This is a genomic window from Shewanella sp. NFH-SH190041 (assembly GCF_024363255.1).
In the GTDB taxonomy this organism is placed as follows: domain Bacteria; phylum Pseudomonadota; class Gammaproteobacteria; order Enterobacterales; family Shewanellaceae; genus Shewanella.
Genome location: NZ_AP026070.1, coordinates 4,117,660 through 4,141,251, shown reverse-complemented (window position 1 = coordinate 4,141,251; position 23,592 = coordinate 4,117,660). Strand labels below are relative to the sequence as shown.

18 protein-coding genes are annotated in these 23,592 nt (G+C 51.5%); 14 read left to right on the top strand and 4 right to left on the bottom strand.

Going from position 1 to position 23,592, the window contains the following annotated elements:
• Positions 1-370 precede the first annotated feature (370 nt).
• Positions 371-1,771 (top strand): outer membrane protein transport protein, encoded by a 1,401-nt coding sequence (locus NFHSH190041_RS18445; protein WP_261923161.1) that lies wholly within the window; start codon positions 371-373, stop codon positions 1,769-1,771.
• A gap of 126 nt (positions 1,772-1,897) precedes the next feature.
• On the opposite strand, the gene nrfD is transcribed toward NFHSH190041_RS18445, so the two are convergent.
• The 4 genes from nrfD to NFHSH190041_RS18425 form a co-directional block, all read right to left on the bottom strand.
• Entirely contained in the window at positions 1,898-2,845 is a 948-nt protein-coding gene (nrfD, locus tag NFHSH190041_RS18440) for an NrfD/PsrC family molybdoenzyme membrane anchor subunit (RefSeq protein WP_261923160.1), read from the bottom strand.
• Positions 2,842-3,414 carry a 4Fe-4S dicluster domain-containing protein gene (locus NFHSH190041_RS18435; protein ID WP_261923159.1) on the bottom strand — a complete coding sequence of 191 codons (573 nt, stop codon included), beginning with the start codon at positions 3,412-3,414 and terminating at the stop codon, positions 2,842-2,844. The genes nrfD and NFHSH190041_RS18435 overlap by 4 nt, the downstream gene beginning before the upstream one ends.
• A gap of 4 nt (positions 3,415-3,418) precedes the next feature.
• On the bottom strand, positions 3,419-5,698 hold the full coding sequence (gene phsA / locus NFHSH190041_RS18430; protein ID WP_261923158.1) for a thiosulfate reductase PhsA: 2,280 nt from the start codon (positions 5,696-5,698) through the stop codon (positions 3,419-3,421).
• A 381-nt stretch (positions 5,699-6,079) separates the two neighbouring features.
• Positions 6,080-7,948, bottom strand: coding sequence for a sensor histidine kinase (locus tag NFHSH190041_RS18425; RefSeq protein ID WP_261923157.1), 1,869 nt, complete (start codon positions 7,946-7,948; stop codon positions 6,080-6,082).
• 220 nt (positions 7,949-8,168) lie between these two features.
• Between NFHSH190041_RS18425 and NFHSH190041_RS18420 the strand changes: the two genes are divergently transcribed.
• The 13 genes from NFHSH190041_RS18420 (at position 8,169) to murC (ending at position 23,476) form a co-directional block, all read left to right on the top strand.
• On the top strand, positions 8,169-8,792 hold the full coding sequence (locus NFHSH190041_RS18420) for a response regulator transcription factor (protein ID WP_261923156.1): 624 nt from the start codon (positions 8,169-8,171) through the stop codon (positions 8,790-8,792).
• Between the two features lie 68 nt (positions 8,793-8,860).
• The gene (gene glpK / locus NFHSH190041_RS18415; RefSeq protein WP_261923155.1) at positions 8,861-10,342 is read left to right on the top strand and encodes a glycerol kinase GlpK; all 1,482 of its coding nucleotides are present in this window, start codon (positions 8,861-8,863) and stop codon (positions 10,340-10,342) included.
• Between the two features lie 548 nt (positions 10,343-10,890).
• A complete protein-coding gene (gene mraZ, locus NFHSH190041_RS18410) occupies positions 10,891-11,361 on the top strand; it encodes a division/cell wall cluster transcriptional repressor MraZ (RefSeq protein WP_261923154.1) in 471 nt (156 codons plus the stop codon).
• A 30-nt stretch (positions 11,362-11,391) separates the two neighbouring features.
• Positions 11,392-12,333 (top strand): 16S rRNA (cytosine(1402)-N(4))-methyltransferase RsmH, encoded by a 942-nt coding sequence (gene rsmH / locus NFHSH190041_RS18405; RefSeq protein WP_261923153.1) that lies wholly within the window; start codon positions 11,392-11,394, stop codon positions 12,331-12,333.
• Positions 12,334-12,349: 16 nt separating this feature from the next.
• A complete protein-coding gene (gene ftsL, locus NFHSH190041_RS18400) occupies positions 12,350-12,664 on the top strand; it encodes a cell division protein FtsL (protein ID WP_261923152.1) in 315 nt (104 codons plus the stop codon).
• Positions 12,661-14,409, top strand: a complete 1,749-nt coding sequence (locus tag NFHSH190041_RS18395) for a penicillin-binding transpeptidase domain-containing protein (protein ID WP_261923151.1) — start codon at positions 12,661-12,663, stop codon at positions 14,407-14,409. Before ftsL ends, NFHSH190041_RS18395 begins: the two co-directional genes overlap by 4 nt.
• On the top strand, positions 14,406-15,893 hold the full coding sequence (gene murE / locus NFHSH190041_RS18390) for a UDP-N-acetylmuramoyl-L-alanyl-D-glutamate--2,6-diaminopimelate ligase (RefSeq protein ID WP_261923150.1): 1,488 nt from the start codon (positions 14,406-14,408) through the stop codon (positions 15,891-15,893). The genes NFHSH190041_RS18395 and murE overlap by 4 nt, the downstream gene beginning before the upstream one ends.
• Complete coding sequence (gene murF / locus NFHSH190041_RS18385) at positions 15,890-17,269, top strand: UDP-N-acetylmuramoyl-tripeptide--D-alanyl-D-alanine ligase (RefSeq protein WP_261923149.1); 1,380 nt, start codon at positions 15,890-15,892, stop codon at positions 17,267-17,269. The genes murE and murF overlap by 4 nt, the downstream gene beginning before the upstream one ends.
• The gene (gene mraY / locus NFHSH190041_RS18380; RefSeq protein ID WP_261923148.1) at positions 17,270-18,352 is read left to right on the top strand and encodes a phospho-N-acetylmuramoyl-pentapeptide-transferase; all 1,083 of its coding nucleotides are present in this window, start codon (positions 17,270-17,272) and stop codon (positions 18,350-18,352) included.
• A gap of 4 nt (positions 18,353-18,356) precedes the next feature.
• Positions 18,357-19,703 carry a UDP-N-acetylmuramoyl-L-alanine--D-glutamate ligase gene (murD, locus tag NFHSH190041_RS18375; RefSeq protein WP_261923147.1) on the top strand — a complete coding sequence of 449 codons (1,347 nt, stop codon included), beginning with the start codon at positions 18,357-18,359 and terminating at the stop codon, positions 19,701-19,703.
• Positions 19,690-20,904, top strand: a complete 1,215-nt coding sequence (gene ftsW / locus NFHSH190041_RS18370; RefSeq protein WP_261923146.1) for a cell division protein FtsW — start codon at positions 19,690-19,692, stop codon at positions 20,902-20,904. Before murD ends, ftsW begins: the two co-directional genes overlap by 14 nt.
• A complete protein-coding gene (gene murG, locus NFHSH190041_RS18365) occupies positions 20,904-22,016 on the top strand; it encodes an undecaprenyldiphospho-muramoylpentapeptide beta-N-acetylglucosaminyltransferase (protein ID WP_261923145.1) in 1,113 nt (370 codons plus the stop codon). Before ftsW ends, murG begins: the two co-directional genes overlap by 1 nt.
• Positions 22,013-23,476: a UDP-N-acetylmuramate--L-alanine ligase gene (gene murC / locus NFHSH190041_RS18360; RefSeq protein WP_261923144.1), complete on the top strand. Its 1,464-nt coding sequence runs from the start codon at positions 22,013-22,015 to the stop codon at positions 23,474-23,476. The genes murG and murC overlap by 4 nt, the downstream gene beginning before the upstream one ends.
• Positions 23,477-23,592 lie beyond the last annotated feature (116 nt).

Sequence of the window (23,592 nt, the reverse complement as noted above, 5' to 3'; positions counted from 1 at the left end):
CTTTGGGCTGGGTGAAATTTCAACATAATTTTCACGGCTAGTGAATTATGCTGAAAACAGTGTAAAAAATTAATGAACAAGTGTTTCAGCCGCAAAAGCCTGTATATCATCATGATATATAGGATTTTTTGTTGTTTTTATTTGTGTGCCAAAATAGCGCTCGGCGTACATTTTGGAATAAATGTGCGCTGCGAAAAGTCGATTTTCAGTGAATTTGGTCACTTTGCTGTTACCAATTACGTATAGCGCTAGTGTTTTCAACTGTTTTTGTGTCAAAGCTTGCAAAGATATGCTGCATGGGTAAACTTCGCCGCTCAAATTTTGAGTCTTTACTCTATATCTGTTCCAACCACATTGGCTGAGAATAACAATGAAAAAGCACACTTTGACTTTAGCCGTTGCGTCGGCACTTTTGGGGATGGCTGCACAGGTTCAAGCAGCGGGTTTTCAACTGGCAGAAACATCTGCCACAGGGTTAGGCCGGGCTTTTGCCGGTGAAGCTGCGATGGCAGATAATGCCTCTGCTCAGGTACGTAACCCTGCGATGCTGACCCAGCTGCAAGGTACCCAGATTTCCGGCGGCGGTATCATGGTGATGCCAAATGTTGATATTCACGGGCATGCAACTCAAGTGATGCCGAGTTCAATGAAGCCTAACGATCTGGCGACAGGTAACTTTGACCTTGTTGATGTACCAGGTTCGACGGTTGCATCGTCTGCTGAGGATGTGGCCGGTAATGCTTTTATTCCTAACCTGTATCTGAGCCATCAACTTGATGACCAGCTGTTTATCGGTCTGGCCGTGGGCAGTAACTATGGTATGTCTACAGAGTTGCAGCAGGGATTCCGTGGCACCCAGTTTGGTAATGAAGCGTCCATTAAAACTGTGGAACTGAACCCTAATATTGCTTATCGCATCAATGATCAGTTCAGCATTGGCGGCGGCGTTCGCTTTGTGATGGGCAAAGGCAGCATAGGGGCAACCAGCTCTGTTGATACTCAAATCCCGTTAGCGGTTCTGCAGCATAAGCAGGTTCCGGGTGCGATACCTGTGCCAATGGGTACCACTTTGAAGTATATGGAAGGGGATGATACCGCTTGGGGCTGGCAGGCAGGTGCTGCTTGGCAACTGGATGCCAATAACCGTATCGGTTTTAACTACCGCTCTGCGGTAGACCTGAAGCTGGCCGGTCACGCGAACGGCTTTGCGTTTAATCCATTAAATCCAAGCATGAAGTTTGATGGCAGTATGGAGCTGACTCTGCCAGCGACAGCTGAAATCTCTTCTTTCAATCAGTTAACTGACAAATTGGCCATGCATGCCAGTGTTAACTGGACCGACTGGAGTGCCTTTGACAAGCTGGAAGCTGATATTCCAGCCTTAGGTAACCGTGCGACACAATTGGTGAAGCAGGAAAACTGGCATGACAGCTACCGCTTTGCACTGGGCGCAACATATAACCTAGACCGCCAATCACTGGTTCGGGTCGGGGTTGCTTATGATAAGTCTGCAGTGGATGAGAATACTCGCACCATGACTATCCCAGAGATGAATCGTTACTGGTTTAGCGCCGGTTATGGTTACAAGTTCACTGAAAACTTCAATGTGGATATGGGCCTGACCTATATTGTTGCCGATAAGGCGAACGTCTCTGAGCCACGCCCTGGCATTGCTTCTGATAGGGATTCATTGCCTTTCGGTGGTAGTTTTAGCGGTACCACCGAAGGTAATATCCTGCTGTTCGGTCTGCAGGCGAGCTACAAGTTTTAATAAGAGAACTTGAGCGCTTGCTGCGCAATCATCTCGAGCGTTTAGCGGTTATCGCATCAGCGTTGAGATCAAAAAGGGAGTGCCATTGGCACTCCCTTTTGCATCCAAAGATATTTCGCCGCCAGATTAACTGATATAGCTTTGACCGGCGTAAACCACGAAGTGGCGCAGTGCCAATACCCCAAGAATGGTGCAGCTAGACACGGTAATCAAAAAGCCCTTGCTGTGACGCCAGCTTTTGGGTGCCAAGGTGGTTGCCAGTACCGGTACCGCCAGACCTAGCCCGACCACTCCAAGCCAGAATACCCCGGCCCAAGTACCGGTCGTAATCGCTGCGGTTGCTGCCTGTGCCGCTGGGCCTGAGAAGTTTAGGCCGACAAACAGCAGTACCAGACACAGGGCTTCGTTAAAGGCCACCGGGTATTCGATACGGTGTACCTGTTCAATACAATCGGATTCTTTTTTGCTGAAAAACAAGGTGGCGACCAGAATATTCCCCGCGCTACCGACGGACAGAGCTGACACCAGAAACAGCGCTGGCAGTACCGCAGTATTGAGAATGGGGTAACTGATCAGGGCTGACAGCAAGAAGCCGGTATAGACGCCAACACAAACTGCCAGTGCAAAAATCACCTTATTCAGAGTGCCTTCGGCTTTATGACAAATGGTCAGTATGCTGCCCAGCCAAGGGGCAAATTTTAGCACCTGTTGCTCGAACACCAGCGCGGTAAATACAAACACCAGTGGGATGTACAGCAGCAGGGCAATGACCCCCCACGCCATCACTGAGGTGAGGTTGTAGTTCAGCAAAATATGGTAGAACTCAAACGGCTTGGTTAAATCCAGTACCAGCAATGCCATGCCGAGACAGATGGCAACCGGGCCGATAACCGCAGCGGCCTTAATAACCGGCAAGCCTTCAGACGGCAGCCCGCGGGCTTGCTTGTACCACTTCAGACCAATGGCAACTAACATGGAGCCGGCGGAGAGCCCGGCCATAAACAGGTAGACGGCGATAATCCAGTTCCAGACGACGGGAACGTATTGCTCCATAGAGCCCCAGATATTGTTCATGCTTGGATCCCTCCTTTACGGCCAGGAATGCGGTACAGACGGGGTTGGGTGCCCAGGTGTACCTTTTGCTGATAACTCGGTTTGGTATCCAGTACCCGGCGTACTTCACTGGTCGGGTCATTGGCATCGCCAAATACTAGTGCTTGAGTCGGGCAGACGCTGACACAAGCTGGCTGCTCACCCCGGGCCAATCGGGTGTCTTTACAGTAGTTACACTTGTCCGGTACACGGGTTTCCGGATTAACAAACCGCACCTTATATGGACAGGCGGCAACACAGTAGAGGCAGCCGACGCATTTATCTTCTTTGATGGAGACAATGCCATTGTCATCCACATAGGCTGCGCCGGTTGGGCAGACTTTGACGCAAGGCGCATTTTCACATTGCTCACAGGACACCCGGTTGTACTTGAAATGCAGGTGAGGGAAGTTACCGTATGGCCCTTCAATACGAACCTGTAGCCGGGTGACAGACTCAGGCACATTGTTTTCACTGCGGCAGGCCACGTTACAGGCCTGACAGCCGATGCACTTGTTTTCATCGTGCACTAGAACATAACGTTTGGTCATAGTGTTAAACCTTTTCTATTTTTACGCCTGTGGTGTGCAGGTTCATGCCTGTCACCGGAGAAGTTACATGGGGGAGCAAATTACCGCAGTGCACGCCTTTGCCGGTTGCCCGAGCCAGTTCTTTGTTTTTAGAACCAAAGCCCATATAGGCAAACACTGTGTCGGGGCGGATACCCGGGGTGACCAGCGCATGGCCCTCTTCACTGCCAGTGGCGTTGTACAGGCGAATGCGGTCACCACTGTGGATATCCAGCAGGCCGGCTGTTACCGGGTGGATCCACACGGCGTTATCCGACATCAGATTGGCCAACATGGGGACATTCTGGCTACCTGAGTTGGTATGGACGGCCACTTTGCCCTGAATAAAGAACAGCTCATCGGCTTTTTTCATGGTCACTTCGCGGTAGCGGATAACCCCGCGGCCCGGCGCCATTTTTTCCACCTTAGCTGAGCTCAATTCAATTTTGCCGCTAGGCGTTTTGAAGCTCAGCGCACTGGCATAAGTGCCATCAGCATCTGGTTGCCATGCGTTGGCATAGCTGTTAGTAAACTGCTGCACCATGGCCGGTTCGCGTAGCATCAGGGGCTTACCGTAACTGACAAAACCATCTTGTTTGATCTTGTTCAGCAGTGCGGCATCTTTACTGACTTGGAACAGCTGCAGGGTATCCATGGTCTCCCAAGGGAAGTACTGACCCAGTCCTAACGCTTGCCCGGCTTCTTTCCAGATCTGCCAGCTTGGGCGGGTATCACCAATGGGCTCAACCACTTTTTGTCGCACATAGTAGGCCGGATTTTTGCCTGATTTATCAGTGATCTCTTCATCCCGCTCCAGATAGGTGGACTCAGGCAGGAAGATATCGGCATAGGCGGCAGTTTCACTGATATAGATATCGCAGCTGACTACAAACTCTAATTTTTTCAGCGTGTCGACGATGCGGGCTCGGTCGGTCATGGTCTGCATCGGATTGGTGCGGCTCATCACCCAGCCACGCAGTTGATAAGGTTGTGCCTGCAAAGTGGCATCAAGGATGGATTGATAAACCCCACCGGATGACCACATCATGGCGTATTGCTCATCCACCATGTCGATCCGTTTTGCGTCAGCCTTGGGCATATTTTTTACCCCGGGCTTGGCCAGCACCGGTGCAACCGGCTCTCCGGCAAATTTATTGTAAGCCGGGGCTTTTTTACCAAAATACAGGCCGCCTTTACGCTCAATATTGCCAATCAGTACGTTGGCGGCATACAGGGCGCGGCGTAATTCAAACTCTTCAGTGGTAAAGCTGGAGCGGTGACCAAAGTCAACACAGGCATGGGGCGCTGCGCCGGCATATTCACGGGTGATGCGGCGGATATCCGCAGCGGGTACATCAGAAATGGCTTCAGCCCATTCTGGGGTATAGCCGGCAACCTCAGCAGCAAAGGCATCAAAGCCAGTGACATAACGTTGTACAAAGGCTTTGTCATAGAGATTTTCTGCGATCAGCACATGGCAAATCGCCAATGCAACGGCGACGTCAGTGCCTGGCTTGATGGCGTACCATTCATCTGCCTTGTCAGCCACAATGGAGAAACGGGGTTCAAACACCACCAGTTTGGCGCCTCGGTCCATTTGGGCGTGCATCATGCCGCGGGTTTCGGACATATTGATGCCTTCATACAGGTTATGGCCGAAGTTGATAATGTATTTGGAATTGGCCAGATCCCGCTTGAGTTTGCCACCGAACATGGCTTTCGCCGCAATGACATAGCCACCGGGACAGGTGGAGGCGTGGGTAAAGGTATTTGGGGTGCCGTAAGCATTGGCCAGATGGAACAGGTGCCCAGCCAAAGAGCCAGATTTGGAGGAGAAGGCCACAGCCTGTGGGCCATGCTCGGTTTTAATCCGGTTTAAGTTGTCGGCAATAATGCGATAGGCTTCATCCCATTCAATTTCTTGCCATTTTCCTTCACCCCGCTCGCCAACTCGCTTAAGGGGTTTTACGATACGCTGCTTGTCATACAGTTGGCTGTGACCTGCGCCACCCCGGGCACAAACTGCGCCGCCGAAGGCTTTGGCTCTTGGGTTGCCGAGAATCGATACATTCTTGCCATCGACTACCCGGGCAGAGATTGGACAGCGGGTTGAGCACATTTCACAGATACTGGCGACTTCACTGCCAGTGCCTTTTAATTCGGTGCGTTCCAGTGCCGCGAGGGAACCCGGCAGCATGGTGGCCAGAGCGCAACCTGCGGTGCCAGCTCCAGCGCCTTTAATAAAGGTTCGCCGATCTAATTTCATGGTTATTTTCCCTGTGTTGAATCGCCAATCCTGTCGGATCTTGTATGGGTTGCCCGGCAACTTAGCTGGGCTGATGCCAGTCATTCTGTCGTTGGGATAATGGGCTGCCTATTGTGGTAAACCACATACCTGACAGCGCGCTGCAGGCTTTGTGAATCGGGTCAAAGTTTGTTTTTTGACCAGCAGGTGCCGGGGGAAATGTCTATTGTGGTAAACCACATTTGCGATATTGAAAGAGGTAAAACCGGGCTGATATCTCAGTGCTAAAAAGCGTGTGAGTGTTATCTCTACTTTGAGGAGGAATTTACTGTTCAATGTTGGCTTACCACACCTTGGATGCTTTAACTGAGCAGCGCAAGGTGCGGAAAGTCCGTGTGTTGTTTAGACTACAGCAGCACTGCTGCCGCGGCGTTTCAAGCTGATGGTGGCGATGCAGCCTTGTTGTGGTGCCGGGCGGTTACACAGGCTGAAGCGGCCTTGATGTTCTTTTATCACATCACTGCAAATCGCCAGCCCAAGACCAAGGCCGTCGGCCTTGGTGGTGTAGAAGGTGGCCATCAGTTCATCAGCCGGGTGGGTCAGCCCAGGGCCATTATCGATAACCCTGAGGTTGACTTGCGTGGCATTAAAATCAAATTCAATCTCAATGGTGCCAAGCCGGGGTTGCGTCAGTTCTCCTATGGCATCCAAGCTGTTTTTAATCAGATTAACCAGAACTTGCTGCAAGCCAACCCGGTCAGCGGTGACAAAAAAGGGTTCGCCTTTGACTTGGGTGGTGATACGGACGGCGCGCCGCTCACATTCCAGTTTAAGCAGGGCGATACTTTCTTCCACCAAGGTCAGCAGATTAACGTCTTGCATCACAGCCTCTCGCCGCTTTAACAACCCCCTAATGCGGTGAACCACTTCTCCGGCCCGCACGGATTGGCGGTGGATTTTTTCCAGCAGAGCTGCGCAATCTGGCGAATTGTCGGCGCTGGCGGCTTGTAAGCGCATCAGTCCGCCTTCGCTGTAACTGGTGATGGCTGCAATTGGCTGGTTGAGCTCATGGGCAAGTCCTGCGCCGATTTCTCCAATAATCGCCGCACTTTGTAACCGCTCAAGGGCAATGGCCTTTTGTTTCAGCTGTCGCTCGGTTTCAATTAAGGTTTCACTTTTCTGGCGAAACTTATATTCAATCCACAGATGGTAAAGTGTAGCGACTAACAGGATGAGGACCGCTAGAATGCCCCAGTGGCGGTTTTCTTCTAGCCATTTCTTTACCGCATCCCACCTTGGCGGTGGAGTATGGTCAACATTTAAGTCACTGAACAGCTGGATCACCGTCAGTTGGCTGATGGGGGAAGTCCAGCCCATTAAATCAGCCTTGATGGCTGCCGGGTTATTCGGCTTTAGCGCTAGTAGCGCTTGCGTAATCGCTTTGGTCAGATTGACACTGACTGACTCACTGGCGGCAAAGGACCAGTTGGGATACAGGTTAGTTGAGCATTGGCAGTCATAACCTGGTGGCCGGCTGGGGTTGAGAATTCGAAAGTCCTGCCGGTTAACTTGCCCGCGTTTGACCATATCTTCCAGAGTGCACAAAGGTGTGATTGCTGCATCCACATTGCCATCTCGTACCTGATAGACCAGAGGGTCCAGCGGAAAGCCTAGAAACTTTACTTTGGCAAACCAGCTATCTGGCTCCATCCCCAGTTTATGCATCAGGCCAACGGTTGCCTGATATCCACCCAGGGCATGGGGGCCGCTGGCGGCAACCACTTTGTTTTTCAAATCATATAAGGTGCGGTATGGGCTGCCGGCGCGCACCAAAATAGCAGAGCCAATTGCCTGAGTCGCCCCTTGATGGCGGCGTGAGCGCATGGTTGCTAGCCAAGAGAGCGGATAGCGATTGGCCAGATACAGATATTGCCCGGGGTTGGTGATAATAAATTGGATTTCCCCCCGTAGCAGTGCTTGATTCAGTTGCTCAAACGTACCCGGCCGCACCGTAAAGCGGGTGCCTGGCACCTTGTCGGCCAGGTAATCCATCATCGGCTGCCAGCGCTCAATGGCCCGTTGCTGTCCCCAATTGGCCAATACCCCGACGGTGAATTGTTTTACCGGCGGTTGCGCCTCTTTTTCATCTGAAGTGGCGCTTGCCTTAGTGAGGAGTGCCTTGCTGTGACTGTTACTTTCACTGTCATTATGCGGCACCGGGGCCGCTGCCACTGCCGATATTGAGATAAGTAAGGATATCAGCGCAGTCATTAGTAGCCATTGCTGCAGTAGATGAGAAGGTAATCTAAACACTGTTGAGAGGAAACTCTTGGTCACTGCTGGCGCTCGCGGGATTAAGGTGCTGCTAACCATAAACCAGCGCAGAAAAAATCCTGTGTGTCTGGGCTCAAATTTCCCGCAGCTTTATTCGCTAATTTACTGAAACTGGGATATGACTCTCCAAATTGTTTTTAAGCTATTTGAGGGTGTTATGTCACAGGTTGCTGCCAACGGTCCGGTGTATCTGGTGGACGATGATGAGGCCATTGCTGATTCACTGTGCTTTCTGATGGAAGGGTTTGGCTATCAACTTAAATGGTTTGCAGCCGGGGATGCATTTTTACAACGGGTGGATCTGCATGCCAGTGGCTGTGTGATTCTGGACTCCCGTATGCCGGGATTGAGTGGCCAACAAGTCCAGCTGTTGCTGAAAGAAGCGAATAGTCCGTTATCAGTGATTTTTTTGACCGGCCATGGTGATGTGCCGATGGCGGTGGATGCGTTTAAAAATGGCGCATTTGATTTCTTTCAAAAACCGGTACAGGGGCAAGCACTTGCTGGCGCGATAGCAAAAGGCTTGCAGTACAGTGAACGCCAGTTGTGGAAATCCCGTAACCAAGCATTGATTAATAGCCTGACTGAACGGGAGCGGGAGATTTTTCATCTGGTCGTCAATGGCTGCACTAATAAGCAGATGGCCAACACTTTGTGTGTGGCTGTGCGGACCATTGAAGTGCACCGCGCTAAGGTGATGAAGAAGCTAGATGTCACCAATATGGCTGAATTGATTAAACTAGCACCGCTTTTGCAGCGTCGGGAGCAGGAAGGTAGCTGACTGGCGATCTCAGCTGTGGTTAAATGCCGCTAATTAAATAAAGCTAAAAACCATTAGGAAGACCAAGGGTGCAAAAAAAGTTTGTCGTCGCACTGGATCAGGGAACGACCAGCTCAAGGGCAATAGTATTTGATCACAACGCCAATATTGTCGCTGTGTCCCAGCGCGAGTTCAGCCAGATTTATCCTCAGCCGGGTTGGGTTGAGCATGATCCCATGGAAATCTGGGCCAGTCAGTCTTCCACTTTGATTGAGGCGCTGGCCCGGGCCGGTATTCAAAGCCACGATGTCGCCGCCATCGGCATTACCAATCAGCGGGAAACCACAGTACTGTGGAATCGGCATACAGGCAAACCCGTGTATAACGCCATTGTGTGGCAGTGTCGCCGCTCTGGGGATATTTGCCAGTCCCTGCGAGCGCAAGGGTTCGAGCAGGAGATCCGTGACCGTACAGGGTTAGTGCTGGACCCCTATTTTTCGGCTTCTAAGCTGAAATGGATCCTAGATAATGTGCCCGGTGTGCGAGAGCAGGCGGAGCAAGGCGATTTGCTGTTTGGCACAGTTGATACTTGGCTGCTGTGGAAGTTGACTGAGGGTGCGGTGCATGTCACCGATCCTACCAATGCGTCTCGCACCATGCTGTATAACATCCATAAGTTAGAGTGGGATAAGCGGCTGCTGGAAATTTTTGATATTCCTGCCGGTATTTTGCCTGAGGTGAAGTCATCGTCCGAAATTTACGGCACTACCCGTATCACGGGCCAAGGCTGTGATATCCCGGTAGCGGGTATGGCGGGGGATCAGCAGTCGGCGTTATTTGGCCATTTGTGCACGGAAAAGGGCACCGCGAAAAATACCTATGGTACCGGTTGTTTTCTGTTGATGAATACTGGCACAGATGCCGTCGTATCCGAGCATGGTTTATTAACCACTGTGGCCGTGGGGCCCCGTGGAGAAGTGAATTATGCCCTAGAAGGGTCGGTATTTATGGCCGGCGCGACCATTCAATGGTTGCGCGATGAGCTGGGGCTGATCCGCGATGCACAGGATACTGAATATTTTGCCTCCCGGGTCGGCGATACCAATGGCGTTTATCTGGTGCCGGCATTTGTTGGTCTGGGAGCGCCCTATTGGGATCCTAATGCTCGTGGCGCGTTAGTTGGTTTGACCCGGGGCGCGAACCGTAATCATATTATCCGCGCCGCATTGGAATCGATTGCTTATCAAAGCCGAGATCTGCTGGATGCAATGGCCAAAGATTCAGGTTTACCGCTGAAACATTTAAAAGTGGATGGCGGCGCGGTGGCTAATGACTTCTTAATGCAGTTTCAGGCTGACATTACCAATATGGAAGTGTTGCGGCCGGAGTTGACTGAAACCACCGCCATGGGAGCGGCATTTCTGGCGGGCCTTGCCGTGGGGTTCTGGCAGTCAACGGAAGAGTTGCAGCATAAAAGTGTGATTGAACGGTATTTTGAGCCAGTGATTGATGCCACTACCCGCGAGCAGCTTTATACCGGTTGGCAAGATGCCGTGACTCGGACCCGCTAAGCGAGGTTTGAGCCCGCTAGGGGATACTTCCGCTGCAATGATATTCAGCAGCGGGAGTAATTTATCGTTTAAAAATATTTAATCTGTTGTATTTTATCGCTTTTATTGATTCTTCCCCTGCAAGTCTCTGCAAGTCTCTGCAATCTTCTGGCTATGTGCGCTGAAATATCATGCAAAAGCATGAAAATTGGTTCACTTCTGCTGCCAGCTATCCATGCTCTGCTGTCTTTTTTTGCTGACATCCATCGCTAAGATTGGCGACAGATGGGATAACACCTGTCGCGAAAGGGAATCGTGCAGCTCTCTGAGGCGCTTTGCTGCTTTCCTGCATGACAATCTGGGATTTCGTTGTTGTTTTTCCCCACTTTTATCCACGGTAAGCCGTTATTTTTGCGTATGGAAAAATTGCCTTGTAACCCGCTTTCTGGCTGGTTTTTAATAAATTTGTCCAGCTTGACAAGGCTTGTCACCTGTCCCTAAACTTAGCATTAGTGGGAAGTTGTGGATATTTGTGGATCATGTAAACGGATTACAAGGAATAGACAACAGTGTTTCGCGGGGCGAGCGCCATCAATCTCGACAGTAAAGGCCGGATCGCTATACCAAGGCGGTACCGGGATTCGCTGTATGGGCAGGATGAGCAAACTGAGGCTGGCAGCTTGGTGCTGACGGTCGATATCTCCTCTCCCTGCCTGTTACTTTATCCCATAACGGAATGGTCCCGGATAGAGCAGAAGTTATTGCTGCTGTCAGATACTCAACCCACAGAGCGGGCATTGAAGCGCATGTTATTGGGATACGCCCATGAGCTTGACGCGGATGGTAATGGCCGCATTTTATTGCCACCTCCTTTGAGACAATATGCCGGTTTGGAAAAAAAAGCCATGCTGGTTGGACAGTTAAATAAATTTGAGCTCTGGGATGAGCAGGCATGGATGCAACAGATAGCACAGGATCAGCAGTTGATTCAGCACCAGTCGCTGGCTGTCAGTGAGCGGCTGGCCGATTTTTCACTGTAAGGTGAAATAAACCAAAGTAAGAAGAGAGCCATGAGCCAGGATTTTGCCCATTTATCAGTACTGCTTGAAGAAACCGTAGACGGTTTGAATATCCGTCCGGACGGGATTTATATCGACGGTACTTTCGGCCGCGGCGGGCACTCTCGTCAAGTATTAAAACGTTTGGGTGAGCATGGCCGTTTGATTGCCATTGACCGCGACCCGCAGGCGATTGAAGCCGCAAAACAATTTGCTGATGATCCCCGTTTTCAGATTGTTCACGGTGGATTTGGTCAGCTGGCGGATTACATCAGCGAGTTAGGCTTAGCAGGCAAGATTGATGGTGTGCTACTGGATCTGGGCGTGTCATCACCACAGTTAGATGATGCTGAGCGGGGATTCAGTTTCCTGCGTGATGGCCCGCTGGATATGCGTATGGATAACAGCCAGGGTGAAACCGCTGCCCAGTGGTTGGCGCGCGCTGAAATTGAAGATATGGCATGGGTATTTAAAACCTATGGTGAAGAGCGCAACAGCCGCCATATTGCCCGCTGTATTGCTGCTGATCGGGAAAAAGAGCCATTTACCCGCACTAAACAGTTGGCTGATCTAATAGCTCGTATCAGTAAGAGTAAAGAACGTAATAAGCACCCGGCAACCCGGGTGTTTCAAGCAATCCGTATCTATATCAACAGTGAATTAGAGCAGATTGATCAAGCGCTAAATGGCGCTATGACAGTGCTGGCACCCCATGGTCGCCTGTCCATTATCAGCTTCCATTCCTTAGAGGATCGCTTGGTAAAACGGTTTATCCGTAAAAACTCCCAACGGGAAGAAGTGCCTTTTGGTTTGCCGGTAACGGAAGAGCAGCTCAATAGCTCCCGTAAACTCATGCCAGTGGGTAAGGCACTGAAGCCATCTGAGGCCGAACTTGAGCGTAATCCGCGGGCCCGCAGTAGTGTGCTGCGAGTGGCCGAGCGGCTCGAATATTAATGACTAGGGATAGTTTGTGAGTAAATCACAACTTAGCTTACCCCGCATTGTGGTGCAGGATCTTTGGCACCACAAATGGATAGCCTTGTTGGCGTTATTGACTGTGCTCAATGCCACCGCAGTGGTTTATGCCAGCCATGTGAACCGCCAGCAGGTGAGTAAATGGGATCAGCTGATGCAGCAAAGGGATAGGCTGGATATCGAATGGCGAAATTTACTATTGGAAGAGCAGTCTTTGGCCGAACACAGCCGGGTAACCAGCATTGCCACCAAGGAGTTGCATATGCACCGACCCGCGCCCAGTGAAGAAGTGGTAGTGAGGATGCCATGAACAAAAAGGTCAAACAGGCAAAGCGGATCCAGAAACCCCAGTTAATCCACTGGCGGGTCTATATTGTGGTCTTTTTTGTGGTGCTGTTATTTGGCTCACTGGTGGCTCGGGCGGCCTATATCCAAATTTTGGAGCCGGGCAAGCTGCGCCATGAAAGTGATATGCGCTCATTGCGCACCACCAGTACGGAAGTGCAGCGCGGCCTGATCACGGATCGTAACGGCGATATGCTGGCCGTGAGTGTGCCGGTTAAAGCCATTTATGCCGACCCTAAAGTGGTGTTTGATAACAATGGCTTTGCCAATATGCAGCGTTGGCGCGCATTGGCCGATGTACTGCATCAGGATGTCGATACCTTGGTTGCGAGGGTAAAAGATAATCCTAAGCGACGATTTGTCTATCTGGCGCGTCAGGTTACCCCTGAAGTTGCTGACTATATCAATGAGCTGCGTATCCGTGGCATTTACCTTAAACCTGAGTCCCGTCGTTATTACCCCAGTGGGGAGATTACCGCTCAATTACTGGGGATCACCAATATCGATGATGTGGGGATTGAAGGGATTGAAAAGACTTATAACGACTGGCTGACCGGCACGCCATCCAAAGAAAAGGTGCGTAAATCACGTGATGGTCATGTGGTTGAGCGTCTCGGCATTGTCCAAGAAGGGGAAAAGCCTAACGATTTAGTGCTGAGTATTGATCAGCGCATTCAGCAGTTGGCCTATCGGGAGCTGAAAAAATCCACCGAAATGAATCAGGCCACTGGTGGCTCTGTGGTCGTGCTGGATGTGCGCACCGGGGAAATCCTCGCCATGGTCAACACCCCATCATATAACCCTAACTCCCGGGAGCATCTGCAGAGTTTTCGCATGCGTAACCGGGCCGTGACTGACACCTTTGAGCCGGGCTCAACGATCAAGCCATTTGTGATGGCGGCAGCGCTGGAAGCTGGCGTGGTTAAGGATAACGATATTGTCAGCACCTCTCCGGGCTGGATGCGTATTGGTGGTCGTCAGGTGCGGGATACCACCAATTATGGCGATATGACGCTGGGCAAAATTCTGGCTAAATCCAGTAACGTCGGTATCAGTAAATTGGCATTGTCCATGCCGGTAAATCAGTTACTGGGTACTTATTACAGCGTGGGGCTAGGCAGTTATTCAGGGAGTAATCTGGCTGGTGAAAGCGCCGGTGTGATCAGTGAACGACACAATTGGTCAGAGTTTGAACGCGCCACATTATCCTTCGGTTATGGTCTGACCATGACCACGTTACAGCTGGCACGTATGTACGCTACCCTTGGCGCCGATGGCGTGTTACGGCCTGTCTCCATTCTCAAATTAAAGCAGCCACCAGAAGGGCAGCGGGTGCTAGATGCACACGTGGCCAAAGAAGTGATGCATATGCTGCAAGGGGTAACAGAAAAAGGCGGTACAGCTATCGAGGCTCATATCGACGGTTATCCTGTGGCGGGTAAAACCGGTACCAGCCGTAAAGCCATTGCCGGTGGCTACGGTGATGATTACTGGTCACTGTTTGCCGGTGTTGCGCCGGTGAATAACCCCAGATTAGCGATTGCAGTGGTGGTGAATGACCCTAAAGGCGACCGATATTATGGTGGCGTGGTGGCAGGCCCTGTGTTTGCCAAGGTGATGTCCGGTGCGCTGCAGATGCTGAATGTCGAACCTATCAGTGAGGCTGAACAAACGAAGTTGGCCTCCTCCGCTCATGGGAGAGCAGAATGATGTTATTGCGGGATCTGCTGGCACCCTGGTTTCATTATGCCGGTGATGAACAATTTAGAAATATAACCTTGGATAGCCGGGCCATTGTGCCCGGCGATGTCTTTGTGGCTGTACCGGGACATGCCGTCGATGGTCGACAGTATTTGGCTAATGCTCGCGCCGCGGGTGCGCTGGCCTGTTTGGTGCACACTGATGAGCCAGCGCATCATGGTCGGGTGAGTCATGATCAAGGTCTGACGATTGAATTTTTCCAGCTGCGTCAGCAGCTTTCTGCTTTGGCTGCCCAAGCATGGCCATTGGCAGCCGGGGCATTGCAAATCATAGGCATTACCGGCACCAATGGTAAAACCTCCGTCAGCCAGATTATTGCGCAATTACAGGTGTTGGCTGGTCGGCGTTGCGCGGTAATGGGCACTATCGGTAATGGGGAGTGGCAGCCAGGTACGCAGGGGGACCGCCAATTAGTCGATGCTGGCAATACCACGGCAGATCCTTTGACTGTGATGCATCAGCTACAGCAATTTGCCAATTGCGGCATTGATACCTGTGCCATGGAAGTGTCCAGTCATGCCTTGGTGCAGGGCCGGGTTGAGGCTGTGCCCTTTACTGTTGCGCTGTTTACTAATTTGACACGGGATCATCTGGATTATCACGGCGATATGGCCAGTTATGGCGCGGCCAAAAAACGCTTGCTGGATTTCAATGCGGTGCAATGCGCGCTGGTGAATCTGGATGATGCGACTGGCGCGGCATGGTTTGCTGATGCTGATGGCCGTTATCAGGGTTTTTCTGTCGCGGGCAACCATCAGGCTGCTTACCGGGTGCTCAGTGCGGAATATCATCCCCATGGCGTCAGGGCACATATAGCTTGGCCCGGTGGTGAAGGTGAGCTTGACTCTCCATTACTGGGACAGTTTAACCTGTCTAATTTACTGGCAGCGTTGGCAGCGTTACATGCCTTAGGTATGGATATGCCGCATCTGTGCACTTGCGTCAGCCATATTCGTCCTGTCGCTGGACGGATGGAATGTTTTCCTGCGCCCGGCCGGGCAACCTTGGTAGTGGATTATGCCCATACTCCAGATGGCTTAGAGCAGGCATTAAAGGCCGCCCGTAGCCACAGTCAGGGTAAACTTTGGTGCTTATTTGGCTGTGGTGGTGACCGGGATAAAGGCAAGCGGCCGATGATGGCGGCGGTAGCTGAGGCCAATGCAGATCATATTATGCTGACATCCGATAATGCCCGTAGTGAAGATCCACTGGCCATTATTGCCGATATGCAGGCGGGCTTGAGCCAGCCATCACAGGCGCTGGTCAATCCAGACCGCCAGGCGGCTATCCAGCAGGTGTTTGCACTCGCCGCGCCAGGAGACATAGTGCTGCTGGCTGGAAAAGGGCATGAAACCTACCAGGAAATTGCCGGTATTAAACATCATTACAGCGAGCGGGCCTTTGCGGCTGAGCTGGCGGGAGCAGGGCAATGATCCGTTTTGATTTGGCTCAATTAGCAAAGCAGTTGGACGGTAAATTGGTGTTTGTCACAAAACAGCAAAGTGGCACGATTGCCAGCGTCACGACTGACAGTCGGCATATCGATAATGACGGCTTGTTTATCGCCCTGCGTGGTGAGCGTTTTGATGGCCATGAATTTGCTGCAACGGCAGTGGCAAATGGCGCTAAGGCCTTATTGGTCGAGCGCCAGTTGCCTCTCGATGTGGCGCAGATTGTGGTGCCAGATTGTCACCGGGCTTTAGGGCAGTTAGGCGCCTTAGTGCGTGATGTGGTGAATCCGCTGTGTCTTGCTCTGACCGGCTCCAATGGTAAAACCACAGTCAAAGAAATGGTGGCGGCTATCTGCGCGCAACGCAAACAGGTGCTGTTTACTGCCGGTAACTTCAATAATGATATCGGGGTTCCTCTGACGCTGCTGCGGCTGACTGAGGGCGATGAGATTGGTGTCTTCGAACTGGGAGCTAACCACCCCGGAGAGATTGATTACACCTCAGCACTGGTTCGTCCTGATGTTGCCTTGGTCAATAACGTAGCCAGTGCTCATTTGGCAGGTTTTGGTTCAGAAGCCGGTGTAGCACGTACAAAATCTGAGATTTTTCGCCATTTAGCACCTAACGGCGTTGCCATTATCAATGCTGATGATAAGTATGCGGCAGTGATGCATCAGGCAGCGGGGCAGCACCGTCAGCTGACGTTTGGTGTTGCCGCTGAGGCTGACATCCGTGCCACCGCACTGCAGGCTGATGCTGCGGGCTGCTACCGTTTTACCCTTAATTATCTCGAAAAGCAGATCGATATCGTCTTGCCCCTTGCGGGACGGCATCAGGTCAGTAATGCTCTCGCCGCCAGTGGTATTTGTATTGCAGCGGGTTTCTCTTTGGCAGAAATTGCCAGTGGACTGGCAGGGTTGACGCCAGTCAAAGGCCGTATGGTTCCCCATCAGTTTGGCCGGATCTTGCTGGTGGATGATAGCTATAACGCCAACCCGGCTTCAGTTGGTGCGGCTATCGACTGGCTGAAAGAAATTGCGGAAAATCGCGTATTGGTACTGGGCGATTTAGGGGAATTGGGTGACAATGCGTCCCTTTTACATGGTGAATTGGGCGCGAAAGCCAAGGCGGCAGGGATTAATAACCTGTTCTGTCTCGGGACGCTGTCCCGTGCTGCTAGTGAGGCATTTGGCAGTGAACATTTCACTGAACTGGATGTCTTGAATAGGGCACTGATCCACCATATTCAACAGTTACCGGGACAGGTAACCGTACTGATAAAAGGGTCGCGCAGCGCGGGGATGGAGCGTGTTGTGGCGGCATTGAGTACCGCCTGCGGGCGCGGGGAGTTAATCTAAATGCTGGTCTATCTGGCTGAATATCTGACCCAGTTTTATACCGGGTTTAATGTCTTTTCTTATTTGACGTTCAGGGCGATCTTAGGGCTATTGACTGCACTTTCATTCAGTTTGTGGTGGGGACCGCACCTGATTGAGCGGCTGCAGTTGTTGCAGATTGGCCAGGTTGTACGTAACGATGGGCCGGAGTCTCACTTCAGTAAGCGTGGCACGCCAACCATGGGTGGCCTACTGATCCTGGCGGGGATTTTTATTTCAGTGCTGTTGTGGGGCGACCTCACCAGCCGTTATGTCTGGGTGATGCTGTTTGTTCTGGCCGCATTTGGTCTGATTGGTTTTATTGATGATTACCGCAAAGTGGTGCGGAAAAATACCGATGGGCTGATTGCTCGGTGGAAATACCTGTTGCAGTCACTCGGCGCATTAGTTGTCGCATTTTATCTTTATTTCAGCTCTGCCAATCCTGGCGAAACACAGTTGGTGGTGCCCTTCTTTAAGGAAGTGATGCCACAGTTGGGCGCGCTCTTTATTCTGTTGGCCTATTTCACCATTGTGGGCTCCAGTAATGCGGTGAATTTAACCGATGGTCTGGACGGCTTGGCCATCATGCCAACCGTGATGGTGGCCGCGGCGTTTGCCTTGATTGCCTATCTTTCCGGTCACTACGAATTTTCTAATTACCTGCATATTCCATATCTGCCAGGCTCTGGCGAATTAGTGATTGTCTGCACCGCGATTGTCGGGGCGGGGCTGGGCTTCTTATGGTTTAACACCTATCCCGCTCAGGTATTTATGGGGGATGTGGGCTCATTGTCGCTTGGCGCTGCACTGGGGACCATGGCTGTCCTTGTGCGTCAGGAAATTTTATTGGTGATCATGGGCGGTGTTTTTGTGATGGAAACCCTGTCGGTGATCCTGCAGGTGGGCAGCTATAAGCTGCGTGGTCAGCGGATTTTCCGCATGGCACCAATTCACCACCACTATGAATTAAAAGGCTGGCCTGAGCCGAGAGTAATTGTGCGTTTCTGGATTATCTCGCTGTTCTTGGTATTACTCGGCTTAGCCACATTGAAACTGAGGTAGATATATGAGTTGTACAGACGTTGCGGTGCAGCCAAAAACCTATTCGCACATTGTCCTTGGACTGGGTGCGACCGGGCTGTCAGTAGTACGTTACCTCTGTGCCCGGGGCATTGTCCCTATGGTGATGGACAGCCGCAGTAACCCACCGGGTTCTGCGCAGTTGGCCGAAGAGTTTCCTGATGTCATGTTGCATACCGGCGGTTTTGATTGCCGCTATCTGGTGCAGGCACAGCAGATCATTATCAGTCCTGGGATTGCCTTAAGCACCCCGGAAGTGCGGGTCGCACTGGATATGGAAATTGAAGTGATCGGCGATATTGAGCTGTTTGCCCGGGAGCTAAAAGACGCTGCACCTAATGTACTCGGGATCACCGGCTCTAATGGTAAAAGCACTGTGACCACCTTGGTGGGCATGATGGCTGAAGCTGATGGTAAAGCCATCGGTGTCGGAGGCAATATTGGCACTCCTGCGCTGGATTTGCTGGGGCAAGGTAAAGAGCTGTATGTACTTGAGCTATCCAGTTTTCAGTTGGAAACCACCCGTAGCTTGAACTGTATTGCCGCCACCTGTCTCAATATCAGTGAAGATCATATGGACAGATATACCGATCTGAATGGTTATCGTGAAGCCAAGATGACGCTGTATCAGCAGACCCATTTGAGCATTTATAACCGGGATGATGAGCTGTCTAAGCCATTTGAGCCGGGTAACCTGATCAGTTTTGGTTTGAATGAACCCGATGGTGATGACTGGGGCTTACGTGATGGCATGTTAGTTCATGGTGATAGTGAGCTGATGTCCATTGGCGATGTGGCGTTGATTGGTCGGCATAATATTGCCAACGTGCTGGCGGCGATGGCGCTGGCTGATGCTGCCGGGATCAGTAAAGACGCCATGGTTAAGGTGGCATCGAGTTTTTCCGGGCTACGGCACCGTTGTGAGCGGGTTGCCCGTCGCAACAGTGTGACTTGGGTGAATGATTCTAAGGCTACCAACGTGGGCGCGACTGCCGCAGCACTGTCTGGCTTAGAAGATTATCCAGGTAAGGTAATTTTGATTGCTGGTGGCGATGGCAAAGGGGCTGATTTTAGTGCGCTCAAGCCATTACTGGAAAAAGTCTCCACCCTGATCACCTTGGGGCGTGACGGCGATAAAATCGCTGCGCTAAAAGACGGTGCTATGCCAGTAAAAGATATGGCAGAGGCCGTCGCTAAGGCTGCAGAAGTTGCCGAGGCCGGGGATATTGTCTTGTTGTCACCTGCTTGTGCCAGCCTAGATATGTACCCCAACTTTATGGCCAGAGGTGATGATTTCCGTGCCCAGGTGGAGCTACTCAATGGCCAGGGCTGAGCCTAAAGGTGAGCGGAGATGGCGACATCTCCACTTGCCTAAGCTGAGTTGGTTTGATGGCGCTAGACCGTCGGGAACTCAGTTATATGACCGTTCCCTGCTGGTGGCTGTTATTGCGCTGATTGCATTTGGCTTCGTTATGGTGATGTCCGCCTCTTTGGCTGAAGCCCAGACATTAAAAGGTGATCCTTTTTATTTTGTTGTGCGTCACCTGTTTTATCTGGCGGGGTGTGTGGTCATCGCTGCTGTTGTACTGAGAATCCCGATGAAAGCTTGGGATGAGTACAGTAACAAGCTGCTGATTGGGGTGTTCCTGGCATTGGTTTTGGTGCTGTTTGTTGGCCATACCGTCAATGGGGCAACCCGCTGGTTATCATTTGGCCCTATCCGTATCCAGGTGGCTGAACTGGCAAAATTTGCTTTCTCTATTTACCTCGCAGGTTACTTGGTGCGGCGGCATCAAGAAGTGAGAGAGTTGGCCATTGGGTTTTATAAACCCATTGGGGTGCTAGCTGTTTATGCCTTTTTGATCCTGTTGCAGCCTGACTTGGGTACTGTGGTGGTGCTGTTTGTGATCACCGTTGGTTTGTTGTGGTTAGCCGGCGCCAGACTGAAGGACTTTATTATCCTGATCATCGCAGGGTTGGCGCTGTTTGTGCTGCTGGTGGTGACCGAGCCTTACCGTATGGCCCGGGTAACCTCCTTTATGGATCCTTGGAAGGACCCATTTGGTACCGGCTACCAGTTGACCCAGTCCTTGATGGCCTATGGCCGTGGTGGGTGGTTTGGCCAAGGGTTGGGCAACAGTATTCAAAAATTGGAATATTTGCCAGAAGCTCACACCGACTTTATTTTTGCTGTGGTCGGCGAAGAGTTGGGCTTTGTCGGCATTATTGGCGTGTTGGCGGTACTGATGTTTGTTGCGCTGCGGGCGATCCGTCTGGGCAGCATGTGTCTAGCAGCAGAACGGGCCTTTGAGGGATATCTGGCCTATGGGCTGGGAATATGGGTCTGCTTTCAGACTGTGGTCAACATTGGTGCCAGCATTGGTATGCTGCCCACCAAGGGATTGACGCTACCGTTTATTAGTTATGGCGGCAGCAGTTTATGGGTGATGACAGCAGCAGCCATGATTTTAATTCGCATTGATTATGAGCGGCGTCTGGACCAAGTACAGGCAGTTCAGGGGCGGGGACAGTAATGAAGGATGGACAACAGAGTAAGCGTATTTTGGTGATGGCCGGTGGAACCGGGGGGCATGTTTTCCCGGCATTGGCTGTAGCAAAGGCGCTGGCTAAACAAGGGTGGCAGGTTCGCTGGTTAGGCACGGCTGACCGCATGGAAGCTCGGCTGGTTCCTCAGCATGGTTTTGATATTAATTTCATTGATATCAAAGGTGTGCGTGGTAATGGTTTGCTGCGAAAATTGGCCGCTCCGATTAAGATCCTCCGCTCAGTATGTCAGGCGTTGTCGGTTATCCGGGAATTTAAGCCAGATGTGGTGATGGGGATGGGCGGTTTTGCCAGTGGCCCGGGTGGGGTTGCAGCCAGATTGGCGGGGATACCTTTGGTATTGCATGAGCAAAATGCCATCCCCGGCATGACCAACAAGTTATTGTCCCGCATCGCCGCTCGGGTACTGTGTGCTTTTGATAATGATACTTTTAAAGGGTTACGTCAGAATGTCACTGTGGTGGGGAATCCGGTACGAGAGGAGCTTATTCAGTTAGGTAGCCGCCCTCGTATTAGCCATGATGACGCAGCGCTGAAAGTATTGATTGTCGGGGGCAGCTTAGGCGCCAAGGTATTCAATGATTTAATGCCTGAAGTTTGCGCGTTGGTGAGCAAGCAGCAGCCATTGACCCTGTGGCATCAGGTCGGGCGGGAAAATGCCGCCGCCGTGGAAGCGCATTATGCCCAGTTGGGTCAGCAAAATAGTGTGAAGGTCGCTGAATTTATTGATGATATGGAAGCGGCATACCAGTGGGCCGATGTGGTGATTTGCCGCAGTGGTGCATTGACTGTGTCTGAATTAGCTGCCGTGGGGTTGCCAAGTATTTTGGTGCCTTATCCCCATGCTGTAGATGATCATCAGACGCTGAATGCCAGCATCTTAGTGCACGCCAATGCGGCTGTACTGATGCCACAACAAGCATTAACTGCCCAGAGCTTGGCTGAGCAATTGCTGAAGCTGGCGGGTGATAGAACAGAATTAGTCCGAATGGGACAAGATGCAAGAGGCGTAGCCATTTTGGATTCAACCACTAAGGTGGCTGATATCTGCCGCGCTCTGGCTGAGAAAGGTTTGCAATGACAAAGACAGAAAAATACAAACAGTTTCGCAAGATGATCCCGGAAATGCGCCGGGTACACCATATTCATTTCGTTGGTATCGGCGGTGCCGGTATGGGCGGTATTGCGGAAGTACTGGTAAATGAAGGGTATAAAGTCAGTGGTTCAGACATCGCCCGCAATGGTGTGACGGATCGATTAGAGGCGTTAGGGGCAGTAATTACTATCGGTCATACCGAGGCCAGTGTGAAAGGGACTGATGTTGTGGTGGTTTCCACTGCTATCAATCCGCAGAATCCTGAAGTGCTTGCTGCCCGCGAGTTGCGTATTCCTGTTGTGCGCCGAGCGGAGATGCTGGCAGAGCTGATGCGTTATCGTCATGGCGTCGCAGTTGCCGGAACCCATGGTAAAACAACCACTACTAGCTTGATTGCCAGCTTGTATGGTCAGGCTGGTCGAGACCCGACCTTTGTTATCGGTGGTTTGCTCAATAGTGCCGGTACCAATGCCAGATTAGGCACTAGCCGGTATCTGATTGCTGAAGCGGATGAAAGTGATGCCAGTTTCTTGCATCTGCAACCAATGGTCAGTGTTGTGACCAATATTGAAGCGGATCATATGGATACCTATGGCGGTGATTTTGAACAGTTGAAAACGACATTTGTCGATTTCCTGCACAATCTGCCGTTTTATGGTGTGTCAGTATTATGCATCGACGATGAAGTGGTGCGGGATATTATGCCTCGGGTTGGCCGGCATATTGTGACCTATGGCTTTAGTGAAGATGCTGATGTGCAGGCGTTGAACTTCCAACAGCACGGCCATCAATGCAGCTTTACTTTACGCCGTCGGGATCGGGAGGATCTGGACTTAGTGTTGAATCTACCCGGTCGCCACAATGTGCAAAATGCGTTGGCGGCCATTGCCGTGGCCTCGGAAGACGATATTGAAGATGAGGTAATCATCAAGGCCTTGGCTGAATTTGAAGGTATTGGGCGTCGTTTCCAGCACTTGGGTGAATTTGATACGCCGAAAGGTCAGGTCATGCTGGTGGATGATTATGGTCACCACCCGAGTGAAGTGGCGGCTACCATTCGGGCGGCCCGTGCCGGTTGGCCAGATCGCCGGTTAGTGATGGCCTATCAGCCTCACAGATACACCCGTACTCGCGATCTGTATGAAGATTTTGTCGATGTATTGTCCCAGGTGGATGCGCTATTGCTGCTTGATGTTTATAGCGCTGGTGAAACCCCAATTGCGGGCGCTGATGGTCGGGCATTAAGTCGATCTATTCGGGTGCGTGGTCAGGTAGATCCTGTGTTTGTCGCCTCGCCTGAGCAATTGGCCGATATTCTGCCAGATGTGCTGCAGGATGGTGATTTGCTGCTGACCCAAGGCGCTGGCAATATTGGCGCCTTGTCCCGGGAGTTAGCCGCAACTCAGCTGGGTTTTGCCCGGGAGCATCAAACGGATAAAGCGTGATTTTTAACCGTTAACCGAATGGTTTAAATGATTTTTTTGACCATGTGTTGCAGCAATATATAATTGCCGGCTTTTGCTGAAATGCCGGATTTAGGGCGGTGTCAGGTGGGCTGGAA